The sequence below is a fragment of the Xenorhabdus budapestensis genome (assembly GCF_017743015.1).
Classification (GTDB): Bacteria; Pseudomonadota; Gammaproteobacteria; order Enterobacterales; family Enterobacteriaceae; genus Xenorhabdus; species Xenorhabdus budapestensis.
This window is the reverse complement of sequence record NZ_CP072455.1, coordinates 3,629,853-3,654,070: the sequence shown is the minus strand read 5'-3', so window position 1 is coordinate 3,654,070 and position 24,218 is coordinate 3,629,853. Positions and strand designations below refer to the sequence as shown.

The window sequence follows — 24,218 nt, the reverse complement described above, 5'->3', positions numbered from 1 at the left end:
TGCCTCTTTAAATTAAAGGAGATATGTTACTCATAACTATTGAGCTTGGGTAGTTGCGTGAGATATAGCGTGATGTCACCGATATTATTTTTGACCCATTCTGGGTTGTAATAAGTATCAAGGTAACGCTCCCCACTATCGCATAACAATGTCACGATTGAACCCTGCTGGTTGTTGTCGTGCATTTGTTTGGCTAGTTGCAAAGCACCCCAGACATTGGTTCCTGTTGATGCTCCTGCTTTTCTGCCAATGAGTTTTTCGAGCCAGTAGATGGTGGCAATCGATGCACAATCAGGAACTTGGAGCATGTCATTGATAACATGAGGTATAAAAGATGGTTCGGCACGCGGACGCCCGATACCTTCAATTTTACTGCTTGTATTTTTGCGTATTTGTCTGCAATTTTGATGATAGCAGTCGTAGAAAACGGAGTTCTCAGGATCAACAACAATGAGTTTAGTGTTATACCCTTGATAACGCACATAACGACCAAGTGTTGCGGAAGTTCCGCCAGTCCCTGCACTCATGACAATATAAGTCGGTTCAGGGAATGGTTCTAATTCCATTTGGCGGAAAATGCTTTCTGCAATGTTATTGTTGCCACGCCAGTCAGTGGCTCGTTCAGCATAAGTGAATTGATCCATATAATGACCATTCAGTTCTTTTGCCAGGCGTTCTGACTCTTCATAAATCTGGGCTGAATGTTCTACAAAGTGGCATTTACCACCGTAAAATTTGATTTCCTGAATTTTGCGTTTAGCAGTACAAGCGGGCATCACTGCGATAAAAGGCAAGCCAAGTAAACGAGCAAAATAGGCTTCAGAAACAGCAGTACTACCGGATGAGGCTTCAATAATGGGAGTTTCTTCATCTATCCAACCATTACTGAGTGCATAAAGGAAAAGGGAGCGTGCAAGTCGGTGTTTAAGACTACCAGTGGGATGAGTGCTTTCATCTTTGAGATACAGATGAACTCCAGGAAACATGGGGAGGTTGAGTTTAATCAGATGCGTATCAGCACTGCGTTGATAATCAGCTTGGATAGATTTTATGGCATTGGTAGCCCATAAAGACGACATAAATTGACCCCGGATAAAATACATTTTTGACGTATAGATTACTCTTACATTCGGAGAAATAGATTATTATTTTTCTGATATTGCGTTTTATTATTAGGAAATATTTCTACAGGATATAGGTATGTTAGATAAAACAGACCGTAAGCTACTAGCGCTGCTCCAACAGGACTGTAGTCTGTCACTAAATGCGTTGGCAGAAGCCGTTAATTTGACATCTACACCGTGCTGGAAACGTCTTAAGCGGCTTGAAGATGAAGGATATATTGTTGGAAAAGTTGCGTTACTTAATGGTGAAAAACTTGGGTTAGGTTTGACTGTAATTGTGATGATCAAAACTCAACAGCACAGTAGTGAATGGTATGAGCAGTTTGTTGCTTTTGTTAAAGAGATGCCGGAAGTCTTAACATTCTATCGTATGGCAGGGGAATATGATTATTTAATGCATGTAGAAGTTGTTGATATGAAAAGTTATGATCATTTTTACAAACGCATGGTTAATGGGATCCCTGGTTTGATTGATGTAACATCAAACTTTGCAATGGAAAAAATAAAATATACAACGGCGTTACCCATGCCAGATTAGATAATTATTCAAATCTCTTTGGTGAAGTGGTCGCTGATCCTTTTCATTTTTACCCCGGGAATAGGTTTGTGAGATTATTTTCTCAATTAAGTTGGTATTTTCTCAGCGAATGGCGTCGCTATTTAGGTGCTGTCATTTTTCTTGTAATGGTCGCGATATTGCAATTAATTCCACCTCGTTTGGTTGGAATTATTGTTGATGGTATCAGTGCAAAAACAATGTCATCCAGTCAATTATTGATGTGGATAAGCATTATGCTCATCATTGCGCTGGCCATATATGGTCTACGGTACGTTTGGCGGGTATGGCTATTTGGTGCCTCTTATCGATTAGCTGTTAAATTGCGCAGTGATTTCTATCGGAGATTGAGCAGTCAAGATCCTGAATTCTATTTACGTCATAGAACGGGGGATTTAATCGCTAGGGCGACCAATGATGTTGATAGAGTTGTTTTTGCTGCAGGTGAGGGAGTACTTTCTTTAGTTGATGCCTTAGTAATGGGGTGTGCCGTACTCATTGTGATGAGTGTGGAGATAAGTTGGCAATTGACACTATTATCATTGTTACCTATGCCTATTATGGCGTTAGTGATTAAACGATATGGTCAACAACTTCACCATCGTTTCAAGTTGGCTCAAGGCGCTTTTTCTGCTCTCAATAACCATGCTCAGGAAAGCTTGACCAGTATTCGAATGATAAAGGCTTTTGGGCTGGAAGAATTACAATCCAATCAGTTCGAAGAAGTAGCCACTGAGGCCGGACGTAAAAATATGCGTGTTGCACATGTAGATGCACGCTTTGACCCTACTATCTTCATTGCTATCGCGCTTGCAAATTTATTGGCTGTTGGTGGTGGAGGTTGGATGGTTGTGAATGGTTCTCTGACATTGGGAGAATTGACAAGCTTTGTCATGTATTTGGGGCTAATGATTTGGCCTATGCTAGCTCTGGCATGGATGTTCAATATTGTTGAGCGTGGTAGTGCTGCATATACACGGATCCGCAGCTTGTTACAGGAGCCTCTGGTAATTGAGGATGGTTCACACTCCTTATCTGCTGAGCGCGGCACATTGGTAGCAAATATCCAGTGCTTTATTTATCCAGAGTACAGTGTGCCTGTTCTGCGAGATATTCGTTTTCAGTTACTACCGGGTCAATTATTGGGAATTTGTGGTCCGACGGGGTCAGGAAAAAGTACGTTGCTTGCTTTATTACAACGCCAGTTTGATATTGCTGATGGTGAAATATTGTTTCAATCCCACAATGTTTCTGCACTCAGGCTGGAAGAGTGGCGATCACGATTAGCTGTTGTGAATCAGACTCCTTTTCTATTTTCGGACACGGTTGCAAGGAATATTGCCCTAGGGCGTCCTGATGCGACTCAAGAACAAATCGAAGAAGTAGCCCGTTTGGCGAATGTGCATGATGATATTTTGCAGTTACCACAAGGTTATCAAACCGAAGTCGGAGAGCGGGGAGTGATGCTTTCTGGTGGGCAAAAACAACGTATTTCTATCGCAAGAGCATTACTATTGGATGCAGAGATTCTGATCCTGGATGATGCGCTTTCTGCTGTAGATGGTCAGACTGAGCATCGTATCATGAAAAATCTCAGTCAATGGCGGCAGCAACGAACTGTTATTATTAGCGCACATCGATTATCAGCTTTAGTAGAAGCCGATAATGTTTTGGTCATGCAAAATGGTACGATTTTTCAGCAGGGGCAGCATAAACAGCTTATTGCGCAATCTGGTTGGTATTCAGATATGTACCACTATCAACAACTGGAAGCCGCATTGGATGGTCAATATGAGTAATACTGATATGGAGAAATCTAATACGCGTAAACTCTGGTCATCGTTAAAACGCCTGTTGGCTTACAGTAAAAACTATCGTAAGCCAATTGGTCTGGCTGTATTGATGTTATGGATTGCTGCATTGGCTGAAGTCAGTGGCCCGATGATTATCAGCTATTTTATCGATCACATAGTTTCAACTGGCAATCTTCCACTTGATGTTGTTAGTGGTCTTGCAGTTGTGTTTTTGATATTACAGCTGGTGGCGGCTGCTTTACATTATTTCCAGTCCTTGCTGTTTAACCAGGCATCTATTGATGTCGTACAGCAGATCAGGACGGATGTCATGGATTCAGCTCTACGTCAGCCTTTGAGTACTTTCGATAACCAACCTGTTGGGCAATTAATATCTCGTGTGACGAATGATACTGAGGTTATCAAAGATCTATTTGTGAATGTCATCCCTACTGTTTTTCGTAGTGTTGCGCTGATTGGAGCAATGTTGATAGCAATGTTCTTTTTGGATTGGTGTATGGCGTGTGTTGCACTGATGATCTTTCCTGCTGTTTTTCTTGTGATTATAATTTATCAGCGTTTCAGTACACCGATTATTCGGCGGGTTCGATATTATCTTGCTGATATTAATAATATTTTTAATGAGGCCATTAATGGCATGACTGTCATTCAGCAATTTCGTCAGCAAGCGCGTTTTGGTGAGAAATTGTTTGCCACTAATCGGGCCCACTATCAGGCTCGTATGCAGGCATTACGATTGGATGGCATTCTGTTAAGACCTTTATTGAGCTTGTTTTCTGCTGCAGTGTTGTGTGGTCTATTGTTACTGTTTGGCTTTCAGGGAACGGATTTTATTGGGATTGGGGTATTGTATGCATTCATCAGCTATCTTGGACGTCTAAATGAACCACTGATTGAGCTGACAGCCCAACAATCGTTATTACAGCAAGCCGTGGTCTCAGGCGAACGGGTTTTTGAGTTAATGGATAGTCCACAGCAGAAGTATGGTGTTGATCAACAAGCTTTGGCAAGTGGCAGAATTGATGTCGAAAACTTAAGCTTTTCCTATCGCAATGAAAAAGTTGTGTTACATAATATCAATTTGCATGTACCGTCACGGGGCTTTATTGCGCTTGTTGGTCATACTGGGAGTGGCAAAAGTACGTTGGCCAATTTGCTGATGGGGTATTACCCATGGCAAGACGGTGATATTTATCTTGATGGACGATCAGTATCTTCTCTCTCCCATACTGTTTTGCGCAATGGTGTGGCAATGGTTCAACAAGATCCTGTCGTCTTGGCTACCTCATTCTTCGACAATATTACATTAGGGCGAAATATTAGTGAGGAAAAAGTCTGGCAGGTTCTGGAAGTTGTACAACTGGCTGAGTTTGTTCGTAAGTTACCGAGAGGTATAAATTCAAGGCTGGGAGAACAAGGAAATACTCTTTCTGCCGGACAAAAACAGCTTCTGGCAATGGCACGGGTTTTGGTACAAACACCGCAAATTTTGATTTTGGATGAAGCAACAGCGAATATTGATTCGGGAACAGAACAATCTATACAACAAGCTCTACGGATGATCCGTAAACACACAACCTTAGTGATTATAGCTCACCGCCTTTCAACGATTGTTGAGGCTGATTCTATATTCGTGCTGCATCGTGGTGCAATTGTAGAACAAGGTCAGCATCAACAGCTATTGGCAAGGTGTGGCCGTTATTACCAGATGTATCAGCTTCAACAGGTTGGTGAAACATTAAATGAACCTCTGCACATTTAGCGTGCATATTGGGAGTAACTGAAAAGGTTACTCCCTGTCTTACATTTCCTATCAATACGAATTATTTGTAACTATTTGATTATAAGTAATTTTAAATTCTTGGCATCCCCTTTGCAAATATCTTTGTAATGCGTTCCTGCAAATACCATTTTACAAATACAGACAAAAACGGGGGGAGTATGAAACTGATCACTACCATCATTAAGCCCTTTAAATTAGAAGAGGTACGGGAAGCTCTTTCTGATATAGGTATACAAGGTATGACCGTTACAGAAGTAAAGGGATTTGGGCGTCAAAAAGGTCATTCAGAGCTTTACCGAGGAGCTGAATACAGTGTCAATTTCTTGCCCAAAGTAAAAATTGACATTGCTACTCATGATGAACGAGTAGAAGAAATCATTCATGTTATAAAACAAGCTGCTTTCACTGGGAAAATGGGAGATGGCAAGATTTTTGTCTTTGAATTACAGCATGCTGTCAGGATTAGGACAGATGAAACGAATGATGCAGCACTGTGAATGGGAAGGTGAAAAATGAGAAAACAATGGTTAGCTATTATCAGCATCATAGTCGGTATACCTTCTTGTGCTTTTGCTGCGGGAAACACGGTTGATAAAGCTGATACGGTATTCATGCTGATAAATACGATTCTTGTGATTTTTATGACGATACCTGGTATTGCTTTATTTTATGGTGGGTTGCTGCGTCGTAAGAATGTTCTGTCATTGATGTCACAAGTGATAGTAAGTTTTTCACTTGTTTGTGTGCTCTGGGTTATTTATGGGTATAGCATGGCTTTTGAGGCAGGAAACCCTTTCTTTGGGGGATTAACGCAAGTTATGTTGAAAAACTTATCCATTACTGATTTAAATGGCAGTTTCTATAAATTGATTTATGTCGTTTTTCAGGGAGCTTTTGGTTGTATCACTGTAGCTTTGGTTGTTGGAGCTTTGTGTGAAAGAGTCCGTTTTTCTGCCTTATTGATTTTCATTGTCTTGTGGTTTACTGCTTCCTATATTCCTATGGCTCATATGGTATGGGGTGGTGGTTGGCTGGCCCAGGATGGCGCATTGGATTTTGCAGGTGGAACGGTTGTACATATTAATGCTGCGGTTGCGGGTTTAGTAGGTGCTTACTTACTGGGTAAGCGTTCAGGGTTTGGTAAGGAAGCTTTTAAACCACACAACTTACCCATGACTTTTATTGGCACAGCAGTTCTTTATATTGGCTGGTTTGGATTCAATGTTGGCTCTGCAGGGGCCGTGAATGCTATTGCAGCTCTGGCATTAGTGAACACAATGGTAGCAACGGCAGGCGCAGTACTGTCATGGATTTCTTCAGAATGGTTATTACGCGATAAGCCTTCTCTTTTAGGTGCATGCTCTGGTTGTATTGCTGGACTGGTTGCTATCACTCCTGCTGCTGCAACAGTCGGCATTGGAGGGGCTCTAGTCATTGGTGTGATTGCCGGGTTCATCGGTTTGTGGGGCGTAGTCGTATTAAAACGTTGGTTGCGTGTTGATGATGTTTGTGATGTTTTTGGTGTTCATGGCGTATGCGGTATTGTTGGTTGTTTATTAACAAGTATTTTTACTGCTTCCGCGTTGGGGGGAACAGGGTTTGCGGAAGGAATGACTATTCTAAGACAATTTGGCATACAGGTTATCAGTATATTGGTGTGTGTTGTTTGGTCAGCCGTAACCGCTTATTTCTCATTCAAGATTGCTGACCTGGCGGTTGGATTACGTATTAGCGTTGAATCAGAAAGAGAGGGGTTGGATATTACTTCACACGGAGAAAGTGCTTATAACTGATTAGTTTGTTTAAACGCCCACTTTTCTACTTTTTGTTTTGTTGATTATGTTGTCCCGTTCTCGAAATACCCCAAGGCATAGTTTATCTATGCTCTTGGGGTTTCGTTTATTGAGTATGTTTTCGCTTACGGATCACACCCTCCTGAGTAGTAGAGGCAATAAGTACACCTCCACGGTTATAAATATGACCACGAACAAAGCCACGACCTCCTGATGCTGAGGGGCTCTCAATTGCATAAAGTAGCCAGTCATCCATCCTAAATGGGCGGTGATACCACATAGAGTGATCAATAGTGGCAACCTGGATGCCTTTCTCCATAAAATGAACGTTATGAGGTTGTAATGATGTAGGTAAAAAATTTAAATCTGAGGCGTAACCTAGTAGACAATAATGAATATAGAGTTCTTCCGGCAGCTTGCCATTGCTACGAAACCAGACGTAACGAATAGGCTCTTCTGATGAATTATTAATAGAGCGATGGAAATTAATAGGTCTTATTTCTAACGGGGGAGAAGCTGAAAACACACTTTTCAGTTTGTCAGGCAGTTGATGAGAGATATTCTTAATTATTTCTTGTTGAGGTGCTAACGTTTCAGGTAGAGGAACTTTTGGCATTGGACCCTGGTGTTCAAAACCTTCTTCGTGAGCCTGAAAAGAAGCTGTCATGTAAAAAATAGGGTGGCCATTTTGTATGGCACTGATACGGCGGGCACTGAAACTGGCTCCATCACGTAATATTTCAACATCGTAAATAATTGGTTTATGACTATCACCAGGCCGGAGAAAATAGCTGTGGAAGGAGTTCAGTATGCGCTCATCTGTAACAGTTTGCTTTCCTGCATATAGAGATTGACCAATAACTTGCCCCCCAAAAACTTGAGGAAATCCCAAATCTTCACTTTGTCCCCGGTAAATCCCTTCTTCAATCTTTTCCAGATGCATCAGGTTGATTAAATTTTGCAATGCCTGACTCATAATGTGCCCTTATTTTTGTAATATTAGGTAAGTCTTTATAAAATAATAATATATTAATTTTTGATGGATTTTTTATCTTCTTCATAAAATAAAAAATCTATTCAATTTGTAAAGTTTGTCTTTATGTTTTCATCATGAAATGAAATAGGGTGTTATTAATCTTATCAATACTTATTAAAGAATGCGATAGGTGTTTGGTTTTATTATTATTTTTTGATTTTTATGGCTATTTTTATAGATGTTTTTTATCAGAACTATGTGGGTAAGTGACATGATGGTTGAAGTGAGTATGTTTTGATAGATTTCATAAACTTCATTACATCATTTTAAATTGATATTTTAGCTACCAAGTTTGTTTATTGATTATTATGTTTGTTAGTTGTGCCAGTCATTTTTATTGATTAGATATTTAGGTTAATAGTTTTTTTGATGTGATCAAACACAAATTTTTAAGCGCAATTCTTTAAACACCATTTTTCAAACATGATGTTGATTAAATATATTTAAATAGGAAAGTACTAATGATCTATCTTATTAAACTATTTTATTTGTTATTTTGGTTAAGAGCACGATTGTAACTCTTATGTATTAATCCTTAAAAGATAGCATCTCTATTTTGGTTCGGATAATGATACTCAATCAAATGAATAGGCTCTGATTTCATGGAGCCTGAGTTGCTTTGTTATTACAATTGAACAAATTGCCAGTGATGACATGAACCTATAAGCTGTTTTGTATGTTAAAACAACTTTTTTGAAGATTTACCTATCATTGTGGGTAATAAATGGGCATTTAAATTGGAGTGGCTTGCTATTTGAAGTTGTATGAAAGATAATGGCGGCCGCTTTGAAGTTTAAAGCTAACGTCAATGGGGGCTCTATTGGTTCTCCCGCAATGCTAACTTGTTAACTTGGTCAGGTCTGGAAAGAAGCAGCCATAGCAGGGGATGTGTGTGCTGGAATGTTGCTGGTAGAGCCCTCACCCATTTTCGAGACGCGGTTTTTAACCCACCATCTTTACCCTACAATCGGTTTACATATCGACCGATATATGGGGAGCCGATAATAGTTACCGGCTTTCACTACTTCCTATCTGATCACAGCAGCTTAGCGGACAAATTTCCAAACAGATGATGGGATTTTATCATAGAGTTTATTCATGGTGAGTTCAGCTAAACGGTGATCAGCGGCGGAATAGAACAGTTCTAGTTCATCATCCGAAAGCTCGTATTTATTTTTCTCAATTACACGTTCCAGTGTTTCAATAGAAGTGCATTTTCTCAAACGCATCAGATAGTCAGTTTTAGTCATAATAGCCTTATCTTATTTGGTATAAAAATAGTTAGGAATATATTTATCAGATTTTACTTAAAGAAGCGTTCAAATCATGTAACAGAATGCTAGTTAAGCGTTCATTTGTTCTTTGCCACTTTGTCAGTTCAACAAAGCTTATCTTATCACTTCCAAACAAGTTATATGTTTCATCCAGATATTTATCAATTAAGGTACTGAGGTTGTAGTTATCAGTATATTTAATTTTAAAACTCCAAACAAACACAGTAATGTGTTCGATAAATTCGTTTAGTCTTAAGCTTTTTTCAGAAGTAAGGTCGTTTATCCAATGATTATCAGTGCGATTCAACACTGAAAATGCTTCGGGAATTAAATTTTCACATAAGTACTTTAATTCAGCAATATCATGTCTTCTTGGTGAATATTCATCCATAATCACCCCCGTAAACAACGCACGGATTATTTGAGCTAAGGCTTATACATATCAATTATTATAGTCGTTCTTTTAGAATTAAGCCTATCAAAACATGATTATTATTTATTAATAATAAGACTCTATATTTTTTTGCGTTCACCAACACGCTTTTTTAAAGGTGAGCAATTTACACTTAATTAAGGTCAAAAGCTAGCATGCTACAAAAAATATGGATGTAAACACATATGTCATCAAATATATTGGATTATACTAATATAGTAGATGTTATAGCAAGTAGGTACAAAAATCATTATATACCCTCCATCTTTCAAATTGCTACTTTTTTGCTGGTTATAGCGTTGGCTGCGTTCACTCACATATGTTATCTAAGCACAGTTACTGGGTATAGTTATCTATGCTTCTGGAGGCTTGTAAGTTGTTTGTTATCACGCTGCAACTTGAATTTGACTTGGGTATGGGTAATTGTATTGGAACTTTCAAAATCAATATAACGTCATTATTACATATATCATCATCAAGGGGGAACACTTTTTACCATTAAAGGTGTAATCAGAAGAAACAGGTGTCAAGTTACTAACTTATCTTCCATTTATTATAAAAAACGTAAAGATATCACATTTTAAATGTAGGCTATTTTTCATAAATATTTATTTTGACTGTGGTAAAGGTGATTTTCCATGTTGGATACATGAGAAGATGTTTTGTTGTTGATGTTATTGGCTTGATATAAAAGGCCACGGATGTGGCCTTTTAAGTTAATTACTGGATTTATTGAGGAGATGAAATGTGTTTTATTCCCGTCATCTTTCAAGTTGCCGCTTTGTTGGCTGTGTTCACTCACCCCGATCACATAGTTATCTGTGTTACCGGGGATTAATGAGAGGCTCCTGCCTCTCACCGGAGGCCTGCCTTTGGATGGGCAAATTCGTTCCCTTGCCGTCGCGCTGCATCTTGAAATCTATAGGGTATAATCCTCATTTTTTTTGCTAAAACGGCGTCTAATTACAACAAAGAATACAGGGACGAAATAGATTGCCAACGATGTTGCAGCAATCATACCTCCCAGTACGCCAGTTCCTACGGCATTTTGAGCTCCAGAGCCAGCACCATTGCTCAAGACCAAAGGCATGACACCTAGCATAAAGGCTAAAGAAGTCATCAGAATCGGACGTAAACGCATTCTCGCGGCTTCCAAGGTTGCTTCTATTAGTCCTTTACCTTCCTTCTCTAGCAAATCTTTGGCGAATTCAACGATAAGGATGGCATTCTTTGCAGACAGACCGATTGTTGTTAGCAAACCTACTTTAAAGTAGATATCGTTGTCCAGGCCACGAATTAAAGTTGCCAGTAATGCACCAATAACCCCTAGTGGTACAACTAACATTACAGAGAATGGTATGGACCAACTTTCATACAGTGCTGCCAGACAGAGGAACACGACAATCAATGATAGAGCGTATAGTGCCGGTGCTTGGTTACCTGATAAGCGTTCCTGATAAGACATTCCCGTCCAGTCATAGCCAACACCCGGTGGCAACTGTGAAGCAAGTTTTTCCATCAGGGCCATTGAATCACCGGTACTTTTTCCGCGGGCAGCTTCACCGACGATTTCCATTGATGGTAATCCGTTATAGCGTTCCAGACGCGGAGGACCATAAATCCACGGTTCTTTGGAAGTATCTATGAACGCAGAGAATGGCACCATTTCACCGTAGTAGTTACGGACATACAGCTTGCCAATATCTTTTGGCAACATACGGAAAGCTGAATTGGCCTGAATATAAACCTTTTTGACCCGGCCTCGGTCGATGAAATCATTGATATAAGCACCACCAAACATCGTACTTAATGTTGTGTTGATGTCATTGACGGAAACACCCAGTGCTTCTGCTTTCTCCTGATCAATATAGAAACGGTACTGAGGAGTATCATTTTGCCCATTTGGACGAACATTCGTGAGCATATCGGGATGTTGAGCGACCATGCCTAGTAATTGGTTACGTGCATTTGTCAGAGCTTCATGTCCAAGGTTTCCTCTATCAATTAGCTGGAAATCAAAACCGCTGGAGGAGCCTAATTCCACAATCGCCGGAATGTTAAATGCGAATACCATCCCTTCCTTGATTTGTGAAAAACGGATGTTAGCTCTGTCTAGGATTGCCTGGACTTTGTCTTTTGCAGCCTTACGTTCATCCCAATCTTTTAAGCTAACAAAGGCCAGCCCCATATTTTGTCCCATACCGGCAAAACCAAAGCCGTTTAAGGTAAATACAGATTGAACAACGTCTTTTTCATCGGTATAGAAGTAATCATTAACTTCATCCAATACTTTTTGTGTCTGCTCCTGAGTTGATCCGGAAGGTAACTGAACCATTGCCAGCAATACACCCTGATCTTCTTGTGGAAGGAAAGAAGAGGGTATACGCATGAATATCAGAGCCATACCTGCGATCAGTACAACATAAATCAGCAGATAACGTCCTGTGCCACGTAACATACGCCCCACACTATCGGTATAGTGGTGCGTACTTTTTTCGAACAAACGGTTAAACCAGCCAAAGAAACCGGTTTGAATGCCATGGCTGCCTTTGGTAACGGGCTTAAGCATGGTTGCACAGAGTGCTGGTGTCAGGATCAAGGCGACAAATACAGACAATATCATTGCTGAGACGATTGTCACCGAGAATTGACGGTAAATTGCACCGGTCGATCCACCAAAAAACGCCATTGGAACAAATACCGCAGAAAGTACCAGTGCGATACCGACCAAAGCACTTTGGATCTGTCCCATTGATTTTTTTGTGGCTTCTTTTGGTGAAAGCCCTTCTTCTTGCATGACGCGCTCAACGTTTTCTACCACGACGATGGCATCGTCTACAAGTAGCCCGATGGCAAGTACCATGGCAAACATGGTTAACGTATTGATGGAGTAACCAAATGCGGCCAGTACTGAAAATGTACCCAGCAATACGATCGGAACCGCAATGGTTGGGATCAATGTTGCCCGGAAATTTTGCAGGAACAGATACATGACAACGAAGACCAGCAGGATAGCTTCTGCCAGTGTTTTCACCACTTCGAAAATAGAAATCTTAACGAAGGGAGTTGTGTCATACGGATATACAACGGTCAAACCATGCGGGAAAAATGGTTGCAGTTCAGCCAGTACTTTCTTGACAGCTTTAGACGTATCCAAGGCGTTGGCACCGGTTGCTAATTTGATACCGAGCCCTGACGAAGCTTTACCGTTGAATCGGGCGATGAAGCCATAGTTTTGAGCACCAAGCTCAACAGTAGCTACATCACTCAGACTGATTTTTGAACCATCAGGATTTACACGTATCAGGATCTTGCTGAATTGTTCGGGAGAACTTAGACGTGTCTGGGCAATGATGGAAACATTTAGGCGTTGCCCGGGAACAGGAGGTGTTCCCCCTAGCTGACCGGCTGCAACTTGGTTGTTCTGATCCTTGATGGCCTTCATGACATCTTGTACAGTCATTTTATAATTGACTAACTTGTCAGGATCGAGCCAGATACGCATGGCATACTGAGTACCAAGCAGCATTGCTTCACCCACACCAGTAACGCGGCTGAGTGAGTCTTTGACACTGGCTCCAACATAGTCGGAGATATCATCCTGAGTCATAGAATCATCTTCAGAAATGAAGCCCGCGACCATTAAAAATGAACTGGTTGTTTTATCAACGCTAACGCCTTGCTGTTGAACTTCCTGAGGTAACAAAGGCATTGCCAGTTGCAGTTTATTTTGTACCTGCACTTGTGCAATATCAGGGTCTGTGTTCGCTTCAAAGGTGAGTGTGATACTCACGCGACCGGCAGAGTCACTACTAGAAGACATGTACACTAAGTTATCGATCCCATTCATATTTTGCTCAATAACTTGAGTGACCGTATTCTGTACTGTTGTTGCGTCAGCGCCAGAATAACTTGCTGAGATAGAAATCGATGGCGGTGCAATAGAAGGATATTGCTCCACAGGTAATTTCATTATTGCCAACAGACCAGAAAGCATAGTGATAATCGCAATTACCCATGCAAAGATTGGTCGTTCTATAAAAAACTTAGGCATGAATCCCCAACTCCTTATTGAGATTTTTTGGCTGATTCAGTTTTAGTTGTTGTAGGCTTGGCATCCAAATCAACTTCTGTTGGCTGAACTGTTATTCCCGGCGCGATTTTCTGCAACCCTGTGACGATGACTCTGTCACCCGCTTTCAGGCCTTTGGTAACCAGCCATTTGTTGCCAACGGCCTGAGTGGCATTGATATAACGCAATTCCACTTTGTTATCTTTATCAATGACGAATGTCGTTGCTTGACCGCGAGGTGTTCTAGTCACCCCTTGTTGAGGAATTAAAATCGCATTTTTGCGTACTCCTTCTTCCAGTTTGGTACGGACAAACATACCGGGAAGTAGTTCTTCATTTGGATTCGGGAAAACAGCACGCATTGTTATGGAAGCCGTTGTTTCATCCACAGTAATGTCTGAAAACTCAAGGTGACCAGTCTGGCTATACATTTTCCCTGCATCAGTGATTAAGTGAATTTTGGGCTTACCGTTTTCTCGTTGAACTGTGCCTTTTGCGATCTCATTCTTAAGCCGCAGATAGTCATCGCTGGATTGCGTGATATCAACATAGATAGGATCAAGTTGTTGAACCGTTGTCAAAGCATTTGACTGCCCGCCAGAAACCAGTGCTCCTTCAGAGACGGTAGATTTACCTGCACGTCCTGAGATGGGAGAAGTGACTTTAGTATAAGCTAAGCTTATGCGGGCACTTTCCAATGCCGCTTTCAAAGATTGAACATCTGCCGCAGCCTGAGCATATTCAGAATTTGCTTTATCAAATTCTTGTTTACTAACATATTGTGTACCCAGCAATGACTTATAGCGTTCAACAGTTAAACGAGCGACGCTCTCGTTTGCTTCTGCTCTGGCCAGATTTGCTTTGGCCTTACTGTAATCTGCCTGATAGGTTGCTGAATCAATTTGATATAAAGATTCTCCGGCATGAACATCACTGCCTTCTTTGTAGTTACGTTTCAGAATGATGCCGCCGACTTGAGGGCGTACCTCAGCAACGCGATAAGCTGAAGTTCTGCCCGGTAATTCTGTGATCACTGTCAGAGGTTCAGTTTTCAGCGTTACGATACCGACTTCAGGAACCTGCTCGCCAGCAGCCCCTTGCTGAAAATCTTGACTGTCATTACATCCTGAGAGAATGAAGCTGCCTGAAAGTACCAGTAATGTGGCCAGAGGCACAACCCCTCTGATTTTTCGCATAAGTAAACCTCAATTTTTCAATGTAAACTCTCGAATTGATGAGTGCTAACGAGTGAAATTATTACTTCATTGATGAGCGATGCTATAGTACAAACATACATGAATGTATGTAAATCAGCCTCGGTTAAAAAACAAAGTTTATGGCATAAAAATGGCACGAAAAACTAAACAGCAAGCTAAAGAAACTCGTCAACAAATTATAGAAGCTGCGATAAAGGTTTTTTCTGAGCGTGGCGTTTCTGCTACGTCATTATCAGATATCGCAATTGCAGCCGGTGTAACACGCGGCGCAATTTATTGGCATTTTAAAAACAAAACTGATTTGCTTTTTGCTGCTTGTAAAATGCCCGAAAGCACAATAGATGCTTTTGAAAAAGAGTATCAAGCAAAATATCCCAATAATCCACTCCTTGTATTGAGATCTCTGTTGATTTTTCTGTTAAAAATGATGACGGGTAATTGCCAGAACCGTTTGTTAATGGAAATTTTTTTCCATAAATGTGAGTTTATTGGAGAAATGTCTTTATTGGCTGAGCAGATTCGGGAGGTATGTATTTCCGATTATCAAAAAATAGAAGATGTGTTGGTTGCTTGTATTCAATCGGGAGAGTTGCCTTATGATATCGATCCCAAACGTTCAGCTATTATGCTAAGAGCATTAATGACCGGGTTATTGGAGAATTGGTTATTTGCGCCGGACAGTTTTAATATTCAGGAGCAATCTGTATATCTGGTGGATAGTTTCATCGACACACTAAAATATAGCCATCACTTGCGTCGTATTGAAGAAAACAAATTTTGAATAACATGAGATAAATATGGATGGAATCAATTTTTATTATGACCAGTAGTTATGTGTTCAAAAGTAGATTCTTGACACTGGGCTGAAAAATAAACATAGCAGTGTTGCCCGCACTTCAGTGCTATCATTCCATTATCTGCAAACGATGAGTAGATGAATTCATGGTTCCATTTAACCACTATTTGAGTGTAGTACTCAATAAGGGGGTCTTGTGCAATAAAAGACCTGGGATACTGTATTTTCGCTTTTTAGGACTGGTGAGCCTATTTATTCTTCTGTCATGCTTTTTTCATCCAGCTATGGCTGCATTCAGCAGTGATGTTCCAACGCGTGATGATATCCAGAATCAACTTAAAGTGTTAACAGAGCGTAAAGAGCATACAGTTGAGGAGAAAACCTCAATAGCCGACTTAGAAAAAACGCTCTCTTTCTTTGATAAAATAGATCAGGTTAAGCTGGATTCTGAGCAACTTAAAAAAAATTTACAGGAATTGCCGCAGAAATCACAACAGCTCACCGCTGAATTAGCAAATCTGAAGAATAATTCTCAACAGAATGAGGGTGAATATAAGCAAAATCTGGCTACTTTGTCCCTGAAACAACTTGAAACCAAACTGAACAATACACTGAACAGTCTGCAAAAAGCACAGGACAATCTCGCCAGTTATAATAGCCAACTGATTGGGTTACAAACGCAGCCAGAGCGAGCACAAAATTTGCTGTATCATAATGTACAACGGTTGCAGCAAATTCGTAATCAGCTTAATAACGCAATCACGGAACAGTCCGAGGCTCGTCATACCGAAATCGAATTATTATTGGTAGAGCAATCTTTCTTGATGCAACAAAAGGACTACCAGAAAGAGTCCTTGCGAGTGAATACCCAGTTGCAAACCCTTTTACAGCTTCAACGTGATTACACTTCTTTCCAAATTGAACAATTGGAACGGTATGTCCAGTTAATTCAGGATATTGTTAATGGAAGACACCTAATTGTTTCGGAAGAAACCGCCAAAGAGGTGCAGAATTCAGATGATACTAATCCCGATATTCAGTCTAATCCGCTGATCAGGGAAGAAATTGAGATAAATCGTGATTTTAGTGAGCGTTTAGTAGCGGCAACACGGGATAATAACCAACTTGTGCAGAAAAAAATTCAGGTAAAGAATTTTCTGGATAGAGCTATCCAATCTGAGCGTGGTTTGAAAGAACAAGTTAAGGTGTTACGTGGAAGCTTATTGTTATCACGCATTTTGTTTCAGGAGCAGCTCAAAGTACCCCGAAATGCTCTGACAAAGGATTTACCAACAAAAATTGCCGATTTGCGGTTAGAACAGTTTGAAATTGCTCAGCAACGTGATCAGCTTTACTTGGTTAATGACTATATCAATCAACTATTGAACCAACATGCCAGTGAGATAAAAGATGAGCCTCAAGAGGTAGTTGGGGAAATTCGTAATGCGATAGGGCAATTGCTTGAGATTCGTCGGGATTTATTGAACCAACTGAACAATCTGCTTGGTCAGCAGATTACACATGCCATTAATTTGCAGATGGATCAACAGGAGTTATTGGATGTGACTCAATCGCTGGAACAGACGCTCGTCCAGCAGATTTTCTGGGTTAATAGCAATAAGCCTATGAACTGGGCATGGTTGAAATCACTGCCAGCATTAGCTCATGAGGAGCTGACGCATTTTAATGTTCATTTTACGATCAGCGGGCTTATCACCGGGTTACAGAATTCCATTCACTTTGTTATTCCCCTTTTACTTGTAGGGTTGTTTTTACGTTGGCAGACAAAAAGTATTAATGTGCAACTGAAGAAAATTTCTGCTGAGGTAGGGCAATTACGCAGAGATAGTCAATTACATACTCCACTGGCCTTGATTCTAACGCTGATAAAGACACTGCCACTGGCTTTTATTATTCTGGCAATAGGTTACTGGTACTCGAAGTCAGGTGATGAGTTAGGGGAGTTGGTTTGGGGATTCTCCCGTCAAATGGCGTTATTCTGGATTGTCTATGGATGCAGTTACCAAATTCTGGATAAAGGTGGGATCGGAGAACAGCATTTCTCACTGAGCAGAGAAATGTGTTCACTATTTCGCAAGAATCTCGTGAGATTGTCACTCGCTTTATTGCCGCTTCTGTTCTGGGTAACTCTGGGTGTTAAACATCCACTTCGTTTATCTGATGATGTTATTGGTCAATGTACGGTACTGATTTGTCTGTTCTTTGTTTTTATTTTTATTTTTCCATTCTGTCGTCAGGTATGGCGTGAAAAAAGTTCGCATATGATCCAAACCATTGTGATAACGACATTGACTTTTGCACCGTTGGTTCTGATTGTGCTGACAGTATCCGGCTACTTCTATACGGCATTACGTTTATCTGAACGCTGGCTTTACAGTGTTTATCTGCTACTTCTCTGGCATATTTGCTATCAGTCCTGTCTGCGTGGATTAAGCCTCGCAGCGCGTAGTATTGCGTATCACCGGGCGATTGCCCGCCGTCAGGCTCAAGCAAAAGAAGGTGCAGAAGGTGAAGTGGTAGAAGAACCACCAATGGCGTTGGATCTTATTAACCAGCAATCATTACGTTTAACCACGATGGTGCTGTTTCTGATCTTTTTTATGGCCTTTTACTGGACTTGGTCTGACTTGGTGACGGTATTCTCTTACCTTGACGGAATTAATCTGTGGCAATACAGCACGACAACAGAGCTGGGAAATGTCCTGCAACATGTCACCTTGAAAGATTTGGCACTTTCCATAGCGATGCTGGTTATCTCATGGGTCATGATGAGAAACCTGCCGGGTTTGTTGGAAGTATTGGTACTATCCCGTTTACAGTTACAACAAGGTTCCTCTTATGCCATTAAGACAACGCTGACTTATTTTATCATCGGTGTTGGGGGGATTAGTGCACTGGCAACACTGGGTGTTTCATGGAATAAATTACAATGGCTGGCAGCAGCACTTTCGGTAGGGTTGGGATTTGGTTTACAGGAAATCTTTGCCAACTTCGTTTCAGGTTTGATTATTTTGTTTGAACGTCCTGTCCGTATTGGAGATACCGTTACTATAGGAACATATTCTGGTTCAGTCAGTAAAATCCGTATTCGTGCAACAACAATTACTGATTTTGATCGTAAAGAGGTCATTATTCCTAACCGGGCATTTGTTACAGAACGCCTGATTAACTGGACACTTTCTGACACAATCACCCGAATTATCATTAAGGTGGGTGTTGCATATGGTTCTGATCTCGATAAGGTGAAAGAAGTTATGTTACAGGCGGCGAAAAGTAATCCCCGCGTAATGAACGAACCAGAACCACAGGTTTATTTTATGAGTTTCGGGGCCAGCACACTGGATCATGAATTAAGGTTATATGTGCGGGAATTAGGTGATCGCAGCCGCACGGTAGATGAAGTTAACCGCAGTATAGATAAATTGTGCCGGGAAAATGATATCAATATTGCGTTCAATCAGCTGGAAGTCTATTTGCATAATGGACAGGGAAATAGTCTGCAAGAGATTCAAAAGACTATGATGCGAAATCCCGTACCTCAACCCTCCGTGAGCAGTGGCCGACGTCATTCAGATGAACCTCCAGCCTCTGACGACAAGCCGCTCTTACCTTAAGGAATGACTTTAAAGAACATGCCTGATGATTGTTTATCAGGCATTTTTCTCAGTTTGTTGAGACTCTTGCTTTAGCTTCCCTTGGAAATCATGTTTGACGATCTCTAGTGCAGCTAATGCGATTTCAGGGGAAATTTCATTGCATTCGAGTAGATAAATAAGATCTACTGCAAGTTTAACTTCAGCTGGTGCATTTTCGAGAGTCATAACGGTTATTCCTCTAATTAATCTGAATATTCCTGTTTTTCTATCACTTTTTCTATACGCATTAATGCCTGACGGCAACGGGCAAGCCTTCCTGCCAGAGCGGCGATTTCTTTTTGCAGTTTATATTTATTTGCCAATACAACTTGTTGATCTAGTTGTAACTCACGATCATCAATCATTGCTATTAAACGGCGTTGATAATCTTGATGTTCGGCTAATCGTTGGTAAAGATCTCGTTCTTGTGACTGTTGATCAAACTTATCTTCTTGCCTGCGGAGTGATTGGGTGGAAAATTCTCTTTTCAGAGCCTCAATTTGCATTACTAAACGTTCAGAGAGAAATTTGACCTGTACAGTACGATTATCTCTAACACAATGTTTTAACTGGGCCATATTCTGGTTAATTTCCTGCATATATCCACTGAGTCTATTGCTGTGGTGATGAAATAAAGCCTGATCAAAGCGAGCAATTGAAAATGGAGTATCGGGCAGGGAAGTTAACTCGGTTGCCAGCATACTGATTTGTTTTTCAAGCACATCTAATAAATTTTGTATACCCATCAGTATCCCGTTATAGTCAATAATCTTCTTGTTAAATTCTATGCTATCCGATCATCAAAGTTATGTTTAATGATGATGCAGGATGTCATAGAGGATAAGTTTGATACATATCAACAAATATAAGCAGCAACGTGCTTTGTTGTTGCTTTTTTCCGGTAGTTTTCATAGATTTTAGCGTTTTCATTTTTTTAACTGGCTGGCATTAATTATGACCGCTAACGCACAAAAACTGCAATTTATTAAAGATAGTATTGAAACAATACCTGATTATCCCAAAGCAGGCATACTTTTCCGTGATATTACTACGCTATTGGATAATCCCGTTGCGTACCAAGCGACGATTGATTTACTGGTCGCACATTTTGAGGGAAAAGGTATCACCAAAATTGTCGGTACTGAAGCGCGTGGTTTCTTGTTTGGAGCACCTGTAGCACTGCGTTTGGGAGTGGGGTTTGTTCCTGTCCGTAAAAAAGGCAAATTACCCAGAGAGATATTAAGTGAAACTTATGATCTGGAATACGGCACTGATACATTAGAAATTCATAAAGACAGTATCAAAGCCGAAGATAAAGTTCTCGTTATTGATGACCTGCTTGCAACTGGTGGAACAATCGAAGCGACAGTTCGCTTAATCCGTCGCCTTGGTGGAAAGGTTTCTGAAGCCGCCTTTATCATTGGCTTACCTGATTTGGGTGGTACAGAGCGTTTGAAAAATCAGGGTGTTGACAGCTACATTCTCGTCGAATTTCCTGGTCACTGATTGTTCTGATTTTTGTATAATTGATACTTCAGCCTCGCCGTCCATGGTGAGGCTGTGCTAGCATGATAGACAGTCGTGTTCAATTTCCTCGGTATTCATGAGCTATCAGGTACTTGCCCGTAAGTGGCGCCCACAAATTTTTTCTGATGTGATTGGTCAGCAACATGTGTTGACTGCATTGGCTAATGGTCTTGAACACCAGCGCCTCCATCATGCTTATCTTTTTTCCGGCACTCGTGGTGTGGGAAAAACAACTATTGCGCGTCTGTTGGCAAAGGGGCTGAATTGTGAAACAGGTATCACAAAAACCCCCTGCGGACAGTGTACAAACTGCCTTGAAATTGAGCAGGGACGATTTGTTGATCTGATAGAAATTGACGCTGCTTCGCGAACAAAAGTAGAAGATACCCGCGAATTGCTGGATAACGTGCAGTATGCACCTGCCAGAGGGCGTTTCAAAGTTTATCTTATTGACGAAGTACACATGCTGTCACGTCATAGTTTCAATGCGTTACTCAAAACATTGGAAGAACCGCCAGAACATGTGAAATTTCTGTTGGCAACGACTGATCCGCAGAAATTGCCGGTAACTATTCTTTCACGTTGTCTGCAATTTCATTTGAAAGCACTGGATGTTAATCAAATCAGTGGTCAATTGGAGCATGTACTTAAGGCCGAACAAATAGAGAGCGAAGCTCGGGCCCGTCAGCTATTGGCTCGTGCAGCGGATGGCAGTATGCGTGATGCATTAAGTCTGGCCGATCAGGCCATTGCTCTCGGTGGAGGGGAAAAACTGACAGCAGAGATTGTCAGCCAGATGTTGGGCACGCTGGATGATGAACAGCCTCTGGAAATGATAGAAGCGTTAGTTCGTGCTGATGGGCAGAAGCTTATGGCTCTGGTTGATCAGGTTGCAGCACGTGGTATGGATTGGGAAAATCTCTTGGTCGAGATGTTATCGTTGTTACATCGCATTGCCATGATCCAATTGTTGCCTCAACAACCAGACATAGAATCGTCTTCAACAGAAGGGCGTTTGCGATGGCTGGCGAAATCAATTTCACCTAGCGATTTACAACTTTATTACCAGGCTTTATTGGTTGGTCGTAAAGATCTCCCCTATGCGCCGGAGCGCAGAATGGGGGTTGAAATGGCATTATTGCGTGCTTTGGCGTTTCATCCCAAAACAATTATTGAAGAAACGCCGGAACCCCATAATGTAGAAATGCCTGCTGCATCGGTTATTGCTGCATCAACACCTGCACAACAGCGTTTTATAGCTCAATCCAAACCTAATAATTCCGAGCCAAATAATCCTGTACCTGACAATATTGTCAGCAAAAAATCTACTGAACAAAAAACGCCCCAAACATCAGAGGCAGAATCGGTAGCTGACAGTCCGACAGCAAAATTACTGCAAGCGAGGAATCTGCTTTCTCGCCAAGGAAACGCTCCTCCAAAAAAGGTTGAGCCGGCAGCGTCTGTGAAGACGAAGCCGGCAAGTTCGGCACTGGAGCGATTGGTTACGGTGGCTGAACAGCGGCCGCAATCTTTTATTCCCGAGGCACGGGAATCTAAACCTGTAAAACAAGAGGCTTATCGCTGGCGTGCTAAAAATATTGAAGAAAAACCAGTTGCTACAACACCAAAAGCGATCAAATCAGCGCTTGAATATGAAAAGACACCAGAATTGCTGGAAAAGTTGGCTGTTGAATCTAAGCAAAGAGATCCATGGGCCGCTGAAATTGATAACTTGAATATTCCAAAACTGGTTCAACAGGTGGCATTGAATGCATTTAAAGAGCTGGTTAACGAAAGTCAGTTCTGCCTTCATTTGCGTTCAAAACAACGTCATCTTAATTCAGCATCGGTACAGAGATCTTTATCCGAAGCATTGAGTGAATTACATGGTAAACCTATTGAACTCAGTATCATTGAAGATGATAATCCAGCGGTAAAAACGCCGTTGGAGTGGCGACAAGCCATTTATGAAGAAAAATTGGCACAAGCTCGCCAATCCATTATTTCGGATAGAACGATTCAAACACTTCAGCAGTTATTCGATGCAGAATTGGATGAAGAAAGTATCCGGCCTGTTTAACCTCGCAGTGTGTATTTATACTGTGTCTAAAGCAAAGAGAGAGAATTATGTTTGGTAAAGGTGGTTTGGGCAATTTGATGAAACAGGCCCAGCAGATGCAAGAAAAAATGCAGCAGATGCAGGAAGAGATTGCAAATCTGGAAGTGACTGGTGAATCTGGTGCAGGTTTGGTGAAAGTTACCATTAATGGTGCACATAACTGCCGCCGTATCGAAATCGATCCAAGCCTGATGGACGATGATAAGGATATGCTGGAAGATTTGATTGCTGCGGCATTCAATGATGCAGCTCGCCGTATTGAAGAAACTCAAAAAGAAAAAATGGCCAGTGTTTCCAGTGGTATGCAATTGCCACCTGGCTTTAAGATGCCTTTCTGATGCAAACCAGCCCTCTTCTTGAATCCTTGATGGAAGCACTGCGTTGCCTGCCGGGTATAGGCCCTAAATCGGCACAACGAATGGCGTTTCATCTTTTACAACGGGATCGCAGTGGCGGTATGCGGCTTGCGCAAGCATTGACGCGCGCCATGTCTGAAATTGGTCATTGTCAGGACTGCCGGACATTTACAGAGCAGGAACAGTGCACAATTTGTGCCAATCCCCGTCGCCAGCAAAATGGTCAAATCTGCGTGGTGGAAAGCCCAGCGGACATCCACGCAATTGAACAGACCGGTCAATTTGCGGGGCGTTATTTTGTCCTTATGGGGCATTTATCGCCGTTGGATGGTATTGGTCCAATGGATATTGGGTTGGAGCGCTTGGAAGAGCGTTTGTCTTCTGAAACCCTGTCAGAAATTATTCTGGCGACCAACCCGACTGTCGAAGGAGAGGCAACAGCAAACTATATTGCGGAAATGTGCTCACAATATGGTGTGACTGCCAGTCGTATTGCTCATGGTGTTCCCGTTGGAGGGGAACTCGAAATGGTGGATGGAACAACACTATCCCATTCTCTTGCTGGCCGGCAGAAAATTACTGACTTGTGATTGTTCTCCCATTATTTTTTAATGGGAAATTCCAATGGATGGTGTTGCGGAGAGCCCCATCATCCATAATAT

19 protein-coding genes and 1 other RNA gene are annotated in these 24,218 nt (G+C 41.3%); 12 read left to right on the top strand and 8 right to left on the bottom strand.

The genetic code is table 11. The features are described from left to right. Nucleotides 1-26: 26 nt before the first annotated feature. Nucleotides 27-1,079, bottom strand: coding sequence for a PLP-dependent cysteine synthase family protein (locus HGO23_RS16085; RefSeq protein WP_099135819.1), 1,053 nt, complete (start codon nt 1,077-1,079; stop codon nt 27-29). A gap of 121 nt (nt 1,080-1,200) precedes the next feature. Between HGO23_RS16085 and HGO23_RS16080 the strand changes: the two genes are divergently transcribed. The 5 genes from HGO23_RS16080 to amtB all read left to right on the top strand — a co-directional run bounded on the left by HGO23_RS16080 (nt 1,201) and on the right by amtB (nt 7,070). Further along, complete coding sequence (locus tag HGO23_RS16080) at nt 1,201-1,662, top strand: Lrp/AsnC family transcriptional regulator (protein ID WP_099135818.1); 462 nt, start codon at nt 1,201-1,203, stop codon at nt 1,660-1,662. A 68-nt stretch (nt 1,663-1,730) separates the two neighbouring features. Beyond that, on the top strand, nt 1,731-3,479 hold the full coding sequence (locus HGO23_RS16075) for a SmdA family multidrug ABC transporter permease/ATP-binding protein (protein WP_099135817.1): 1,749 nt from the start codon (nt 1,731-1,733) through the stop codon (nt 3,477-3,479). Continuing rightward, nucleotides 3,463-5,256: a SmdB family multidrug efflux ABC transporter permease/ATP-binding protein gene (locus HGO23_RS16070; RefSeq protein ID WP_209027244.1), complete on the top strand. Its 1,794-nt coding sequence runs from the start codon at nt 3,463-3,465 to the stop codon at nt 5,254-5,256. Before HGO23_RS16075 ends, HGO23_RS16070 begins: the two co-directional genes overlap by 17 nt. A 179-nt stretch (nt 5,257-5,435) precedes the next feature. After that, nucleotides 5,436-5,774: a P-II family nitrogen regulator gene (glnK, locus tag HGO23_RS16065; protein ID WP_038262238.1), complete on the top strand. Its 339-nt coding sequence runs from the start codon at nt 5,436-5,438 to the stop codon at nt 5,772-5,774. A gap of 15 nt (nt 5,775-5,789) precedes the next feature. Beyond that, complete coding sequence (gene amtB, locus HGO23_RS16060) at nt 5,790-7,070, top strand: ammonium transporter AmtB (RefSeq protein WP_099135815.1); 1,281 nt, start codon at nt 5,790-5,792, stop codon at nt 7,068-7,070. A 106-nt stretch (nt 7,071-7,176) separates the two neighbouring features. On the opposite strand, the gene tesB is transcribed toward amtB, so the two are convergent. Then, nucleotides 7,177-8,046 (bottom strand): acyl-CoA thioesterase II, encoded by an 870-nt coding sequence (gene tesB, locus HGO23_RS16055; protein ID WP_099135814.1) that lies wholly within the window; start codon nt 8,044-8,046, stop codon nt 7,177-7,179. Between the two features lie 878 nt (nt 8,047-8,924). Here tesB and ffs point away from each other — a divergent pair. Then, an RNA gene (ffs, locus tag HGO23_RS16050) (signal recognition particle sRNA small type) lies at nt 8,925-9,021 on the top strand. A 131-nt stretch (nt 9,022-9,152) separates the two neighbouring features. Here the strand turns inward: ffs and HGO23_RS16045 are convergent. The 4 genes from HGO23_RS16045 to HGO23_RS16030 form a co-directional block, all read right to left on the bottom strand. After that, nucleotides 9,153-9,356: an HHA domain-containing protein gene (locus HGO23_RS16045; protein WP_010845060.1), complete on the bottom strand. Its 204-nt coding sequence runs from the start codon at nt 9,354-9,356 to the stop codon at nt 9,153-9,155. Between the two features lie 46 nt (nt 9,357-9,402). Then, nucleotides 9,403-9,771 (bottom strand): Hha toxicity modulator TomB, encoded by a 369-nt coding sequence (tomB, locus tag HGO23_RS16040; RefSeq protein ID WP_099135813.1) that lies wholly within the window; start codon nt 9,769-9,771, stop codon nt 9,403-9,405. A 961-nt stretch (nt 9,772-10,732) separates the two neighbouring features. Continuing rightward, nucleotides 10,733-13,867: an efflux RND transporter permease subunit gene (locus HGO23_RS16035; RefSeq protein ID WP_209027243.1), complete on the bottom strand. Its 3,135-nt coding sequence runs from the start codon at nt 13,865-13,867 to the stop codon at nt 10,733-10,735. 14 nt (nt 13,868-13,881) lie between these two features. Further along, entirely contained in the window at nt 13,882-15,081 is a 1,200-nt protein-coding gene (locus tag HGO23_RS16030; protein ID WP_099135811.1) for an efflux RND transporter periplasmic adaptor subunit, read from the bottom strand. A 151-nt stretch (nt 15,082-15,232) separates the two neighbouring features. On the opposite strand from HGO23_RS16030, the gene acrR reads away from it, so the two are divergent. Next, nucleotides 15,233-15,883, top strand: coding sequence for a multidrug efflux transporter transcriptional repressor AcrR (acrR, locus tag HGO23_RS16025; protein WP_145956621.1), 651 nt, complete (start codon nt 15,233-15,235; stop codon nt 15,881-15,883). Between the two features lie 299 nt (nt 15,884-16,182). Next, nucleotides 16,183-19,533 (top strand): mechanosensitive channel MscK, encoded by a 3,351-nt coding sequence (gene mscK / locus HGO23_RS16020; protein ID WP_425330523.1) that lies wholly within the window; start codon nt 16,183-16,185, stop codon nt 19,531-19,533. 36 nt (nt 19,534-19,569) lie between these two features. Here mscK and rsmS read toward each other — a convergent pair whose 3' ends face one another. Then, on the bottom strand, nt 19,570-19,740 hold the full coding sequence (gene rsmS / locus HGO23_RS16015; RefSeq protein ID WP_099135808.1) for a pleiotropic regulatory protein RsmS: 171 nt from the start codon (nt 19,738-19,740) through the stop codon (nt 19,570-19,572). 17 nt (nt 19,741-19,757) lie between these two features. Continuing rightward, nucleotides 19,758-20,300: a primosomal replication protein PriC gene (priC, locus tag HGO23_RS16010; protein WP_099135807.1), complete on the bottom strand. Its 543-nt coding sequence runs from the start codon at nt 20,298-20,300 to the stop codon at nt 19,758-19,760. 208 nt (nt 20,301-20,508) lie between these two features. Between priC and apt the strand changes: the two genes are divergently transcribed. From apt to recR, 4 genes are all read left to right on the top strand, one after another. Further along, entirely contained in the window at nt 20,509-21,060 is a 552-nt protein-coding gene (apt, locus tag HGO23_RS16005) for an adenine phosphoribosyltransferase (RefSeq protein WP_099135806.1), read from the top strand. 97 nt (nt 21,061-21,157) lie between these two features. Beyond that, nucleotides 21,158-23,161 carry a DNA polymerase III subunit gamma/tau gene (dnaX, locus tag HGO23_RS16000; RefSeq protein WP_209027241.1) on the top strand — a complete coding sequence of 668 codons (2,004 nt, stop codon included), beginning with the start codon at nt 21,158-21,160 and terminating at the stop codon, nt 23,159-23,161. A 47-nt stretch (nt 23,162-23,208) separates the two neighbouring features. After that, nucleotides 23,209-23,538, top strand: a complete 330-nt coding sequence (locus tag HGO23_RS15995) for a YbaB/EbfC family nucleoid-associated protein (RefSeq protein ID WP_099135804.1) — start codon at nt 23,209-23,211, stop codon at nt 23,536-23,538. Then, entirely contained in the window at nt 23,538-24,146 is a 609-nt protein-coding gene (recR, locus tag HGO23_RS15990; protein WP_209027240.1) for a recombination mediator RecR, read from the top strand. Before HGO23_RS15995 ends, recR begins: the two co-directional genes overlap by 1 nt. Nucleotides 24,147-24,218 lie beyond the last annotated feature (72 nt).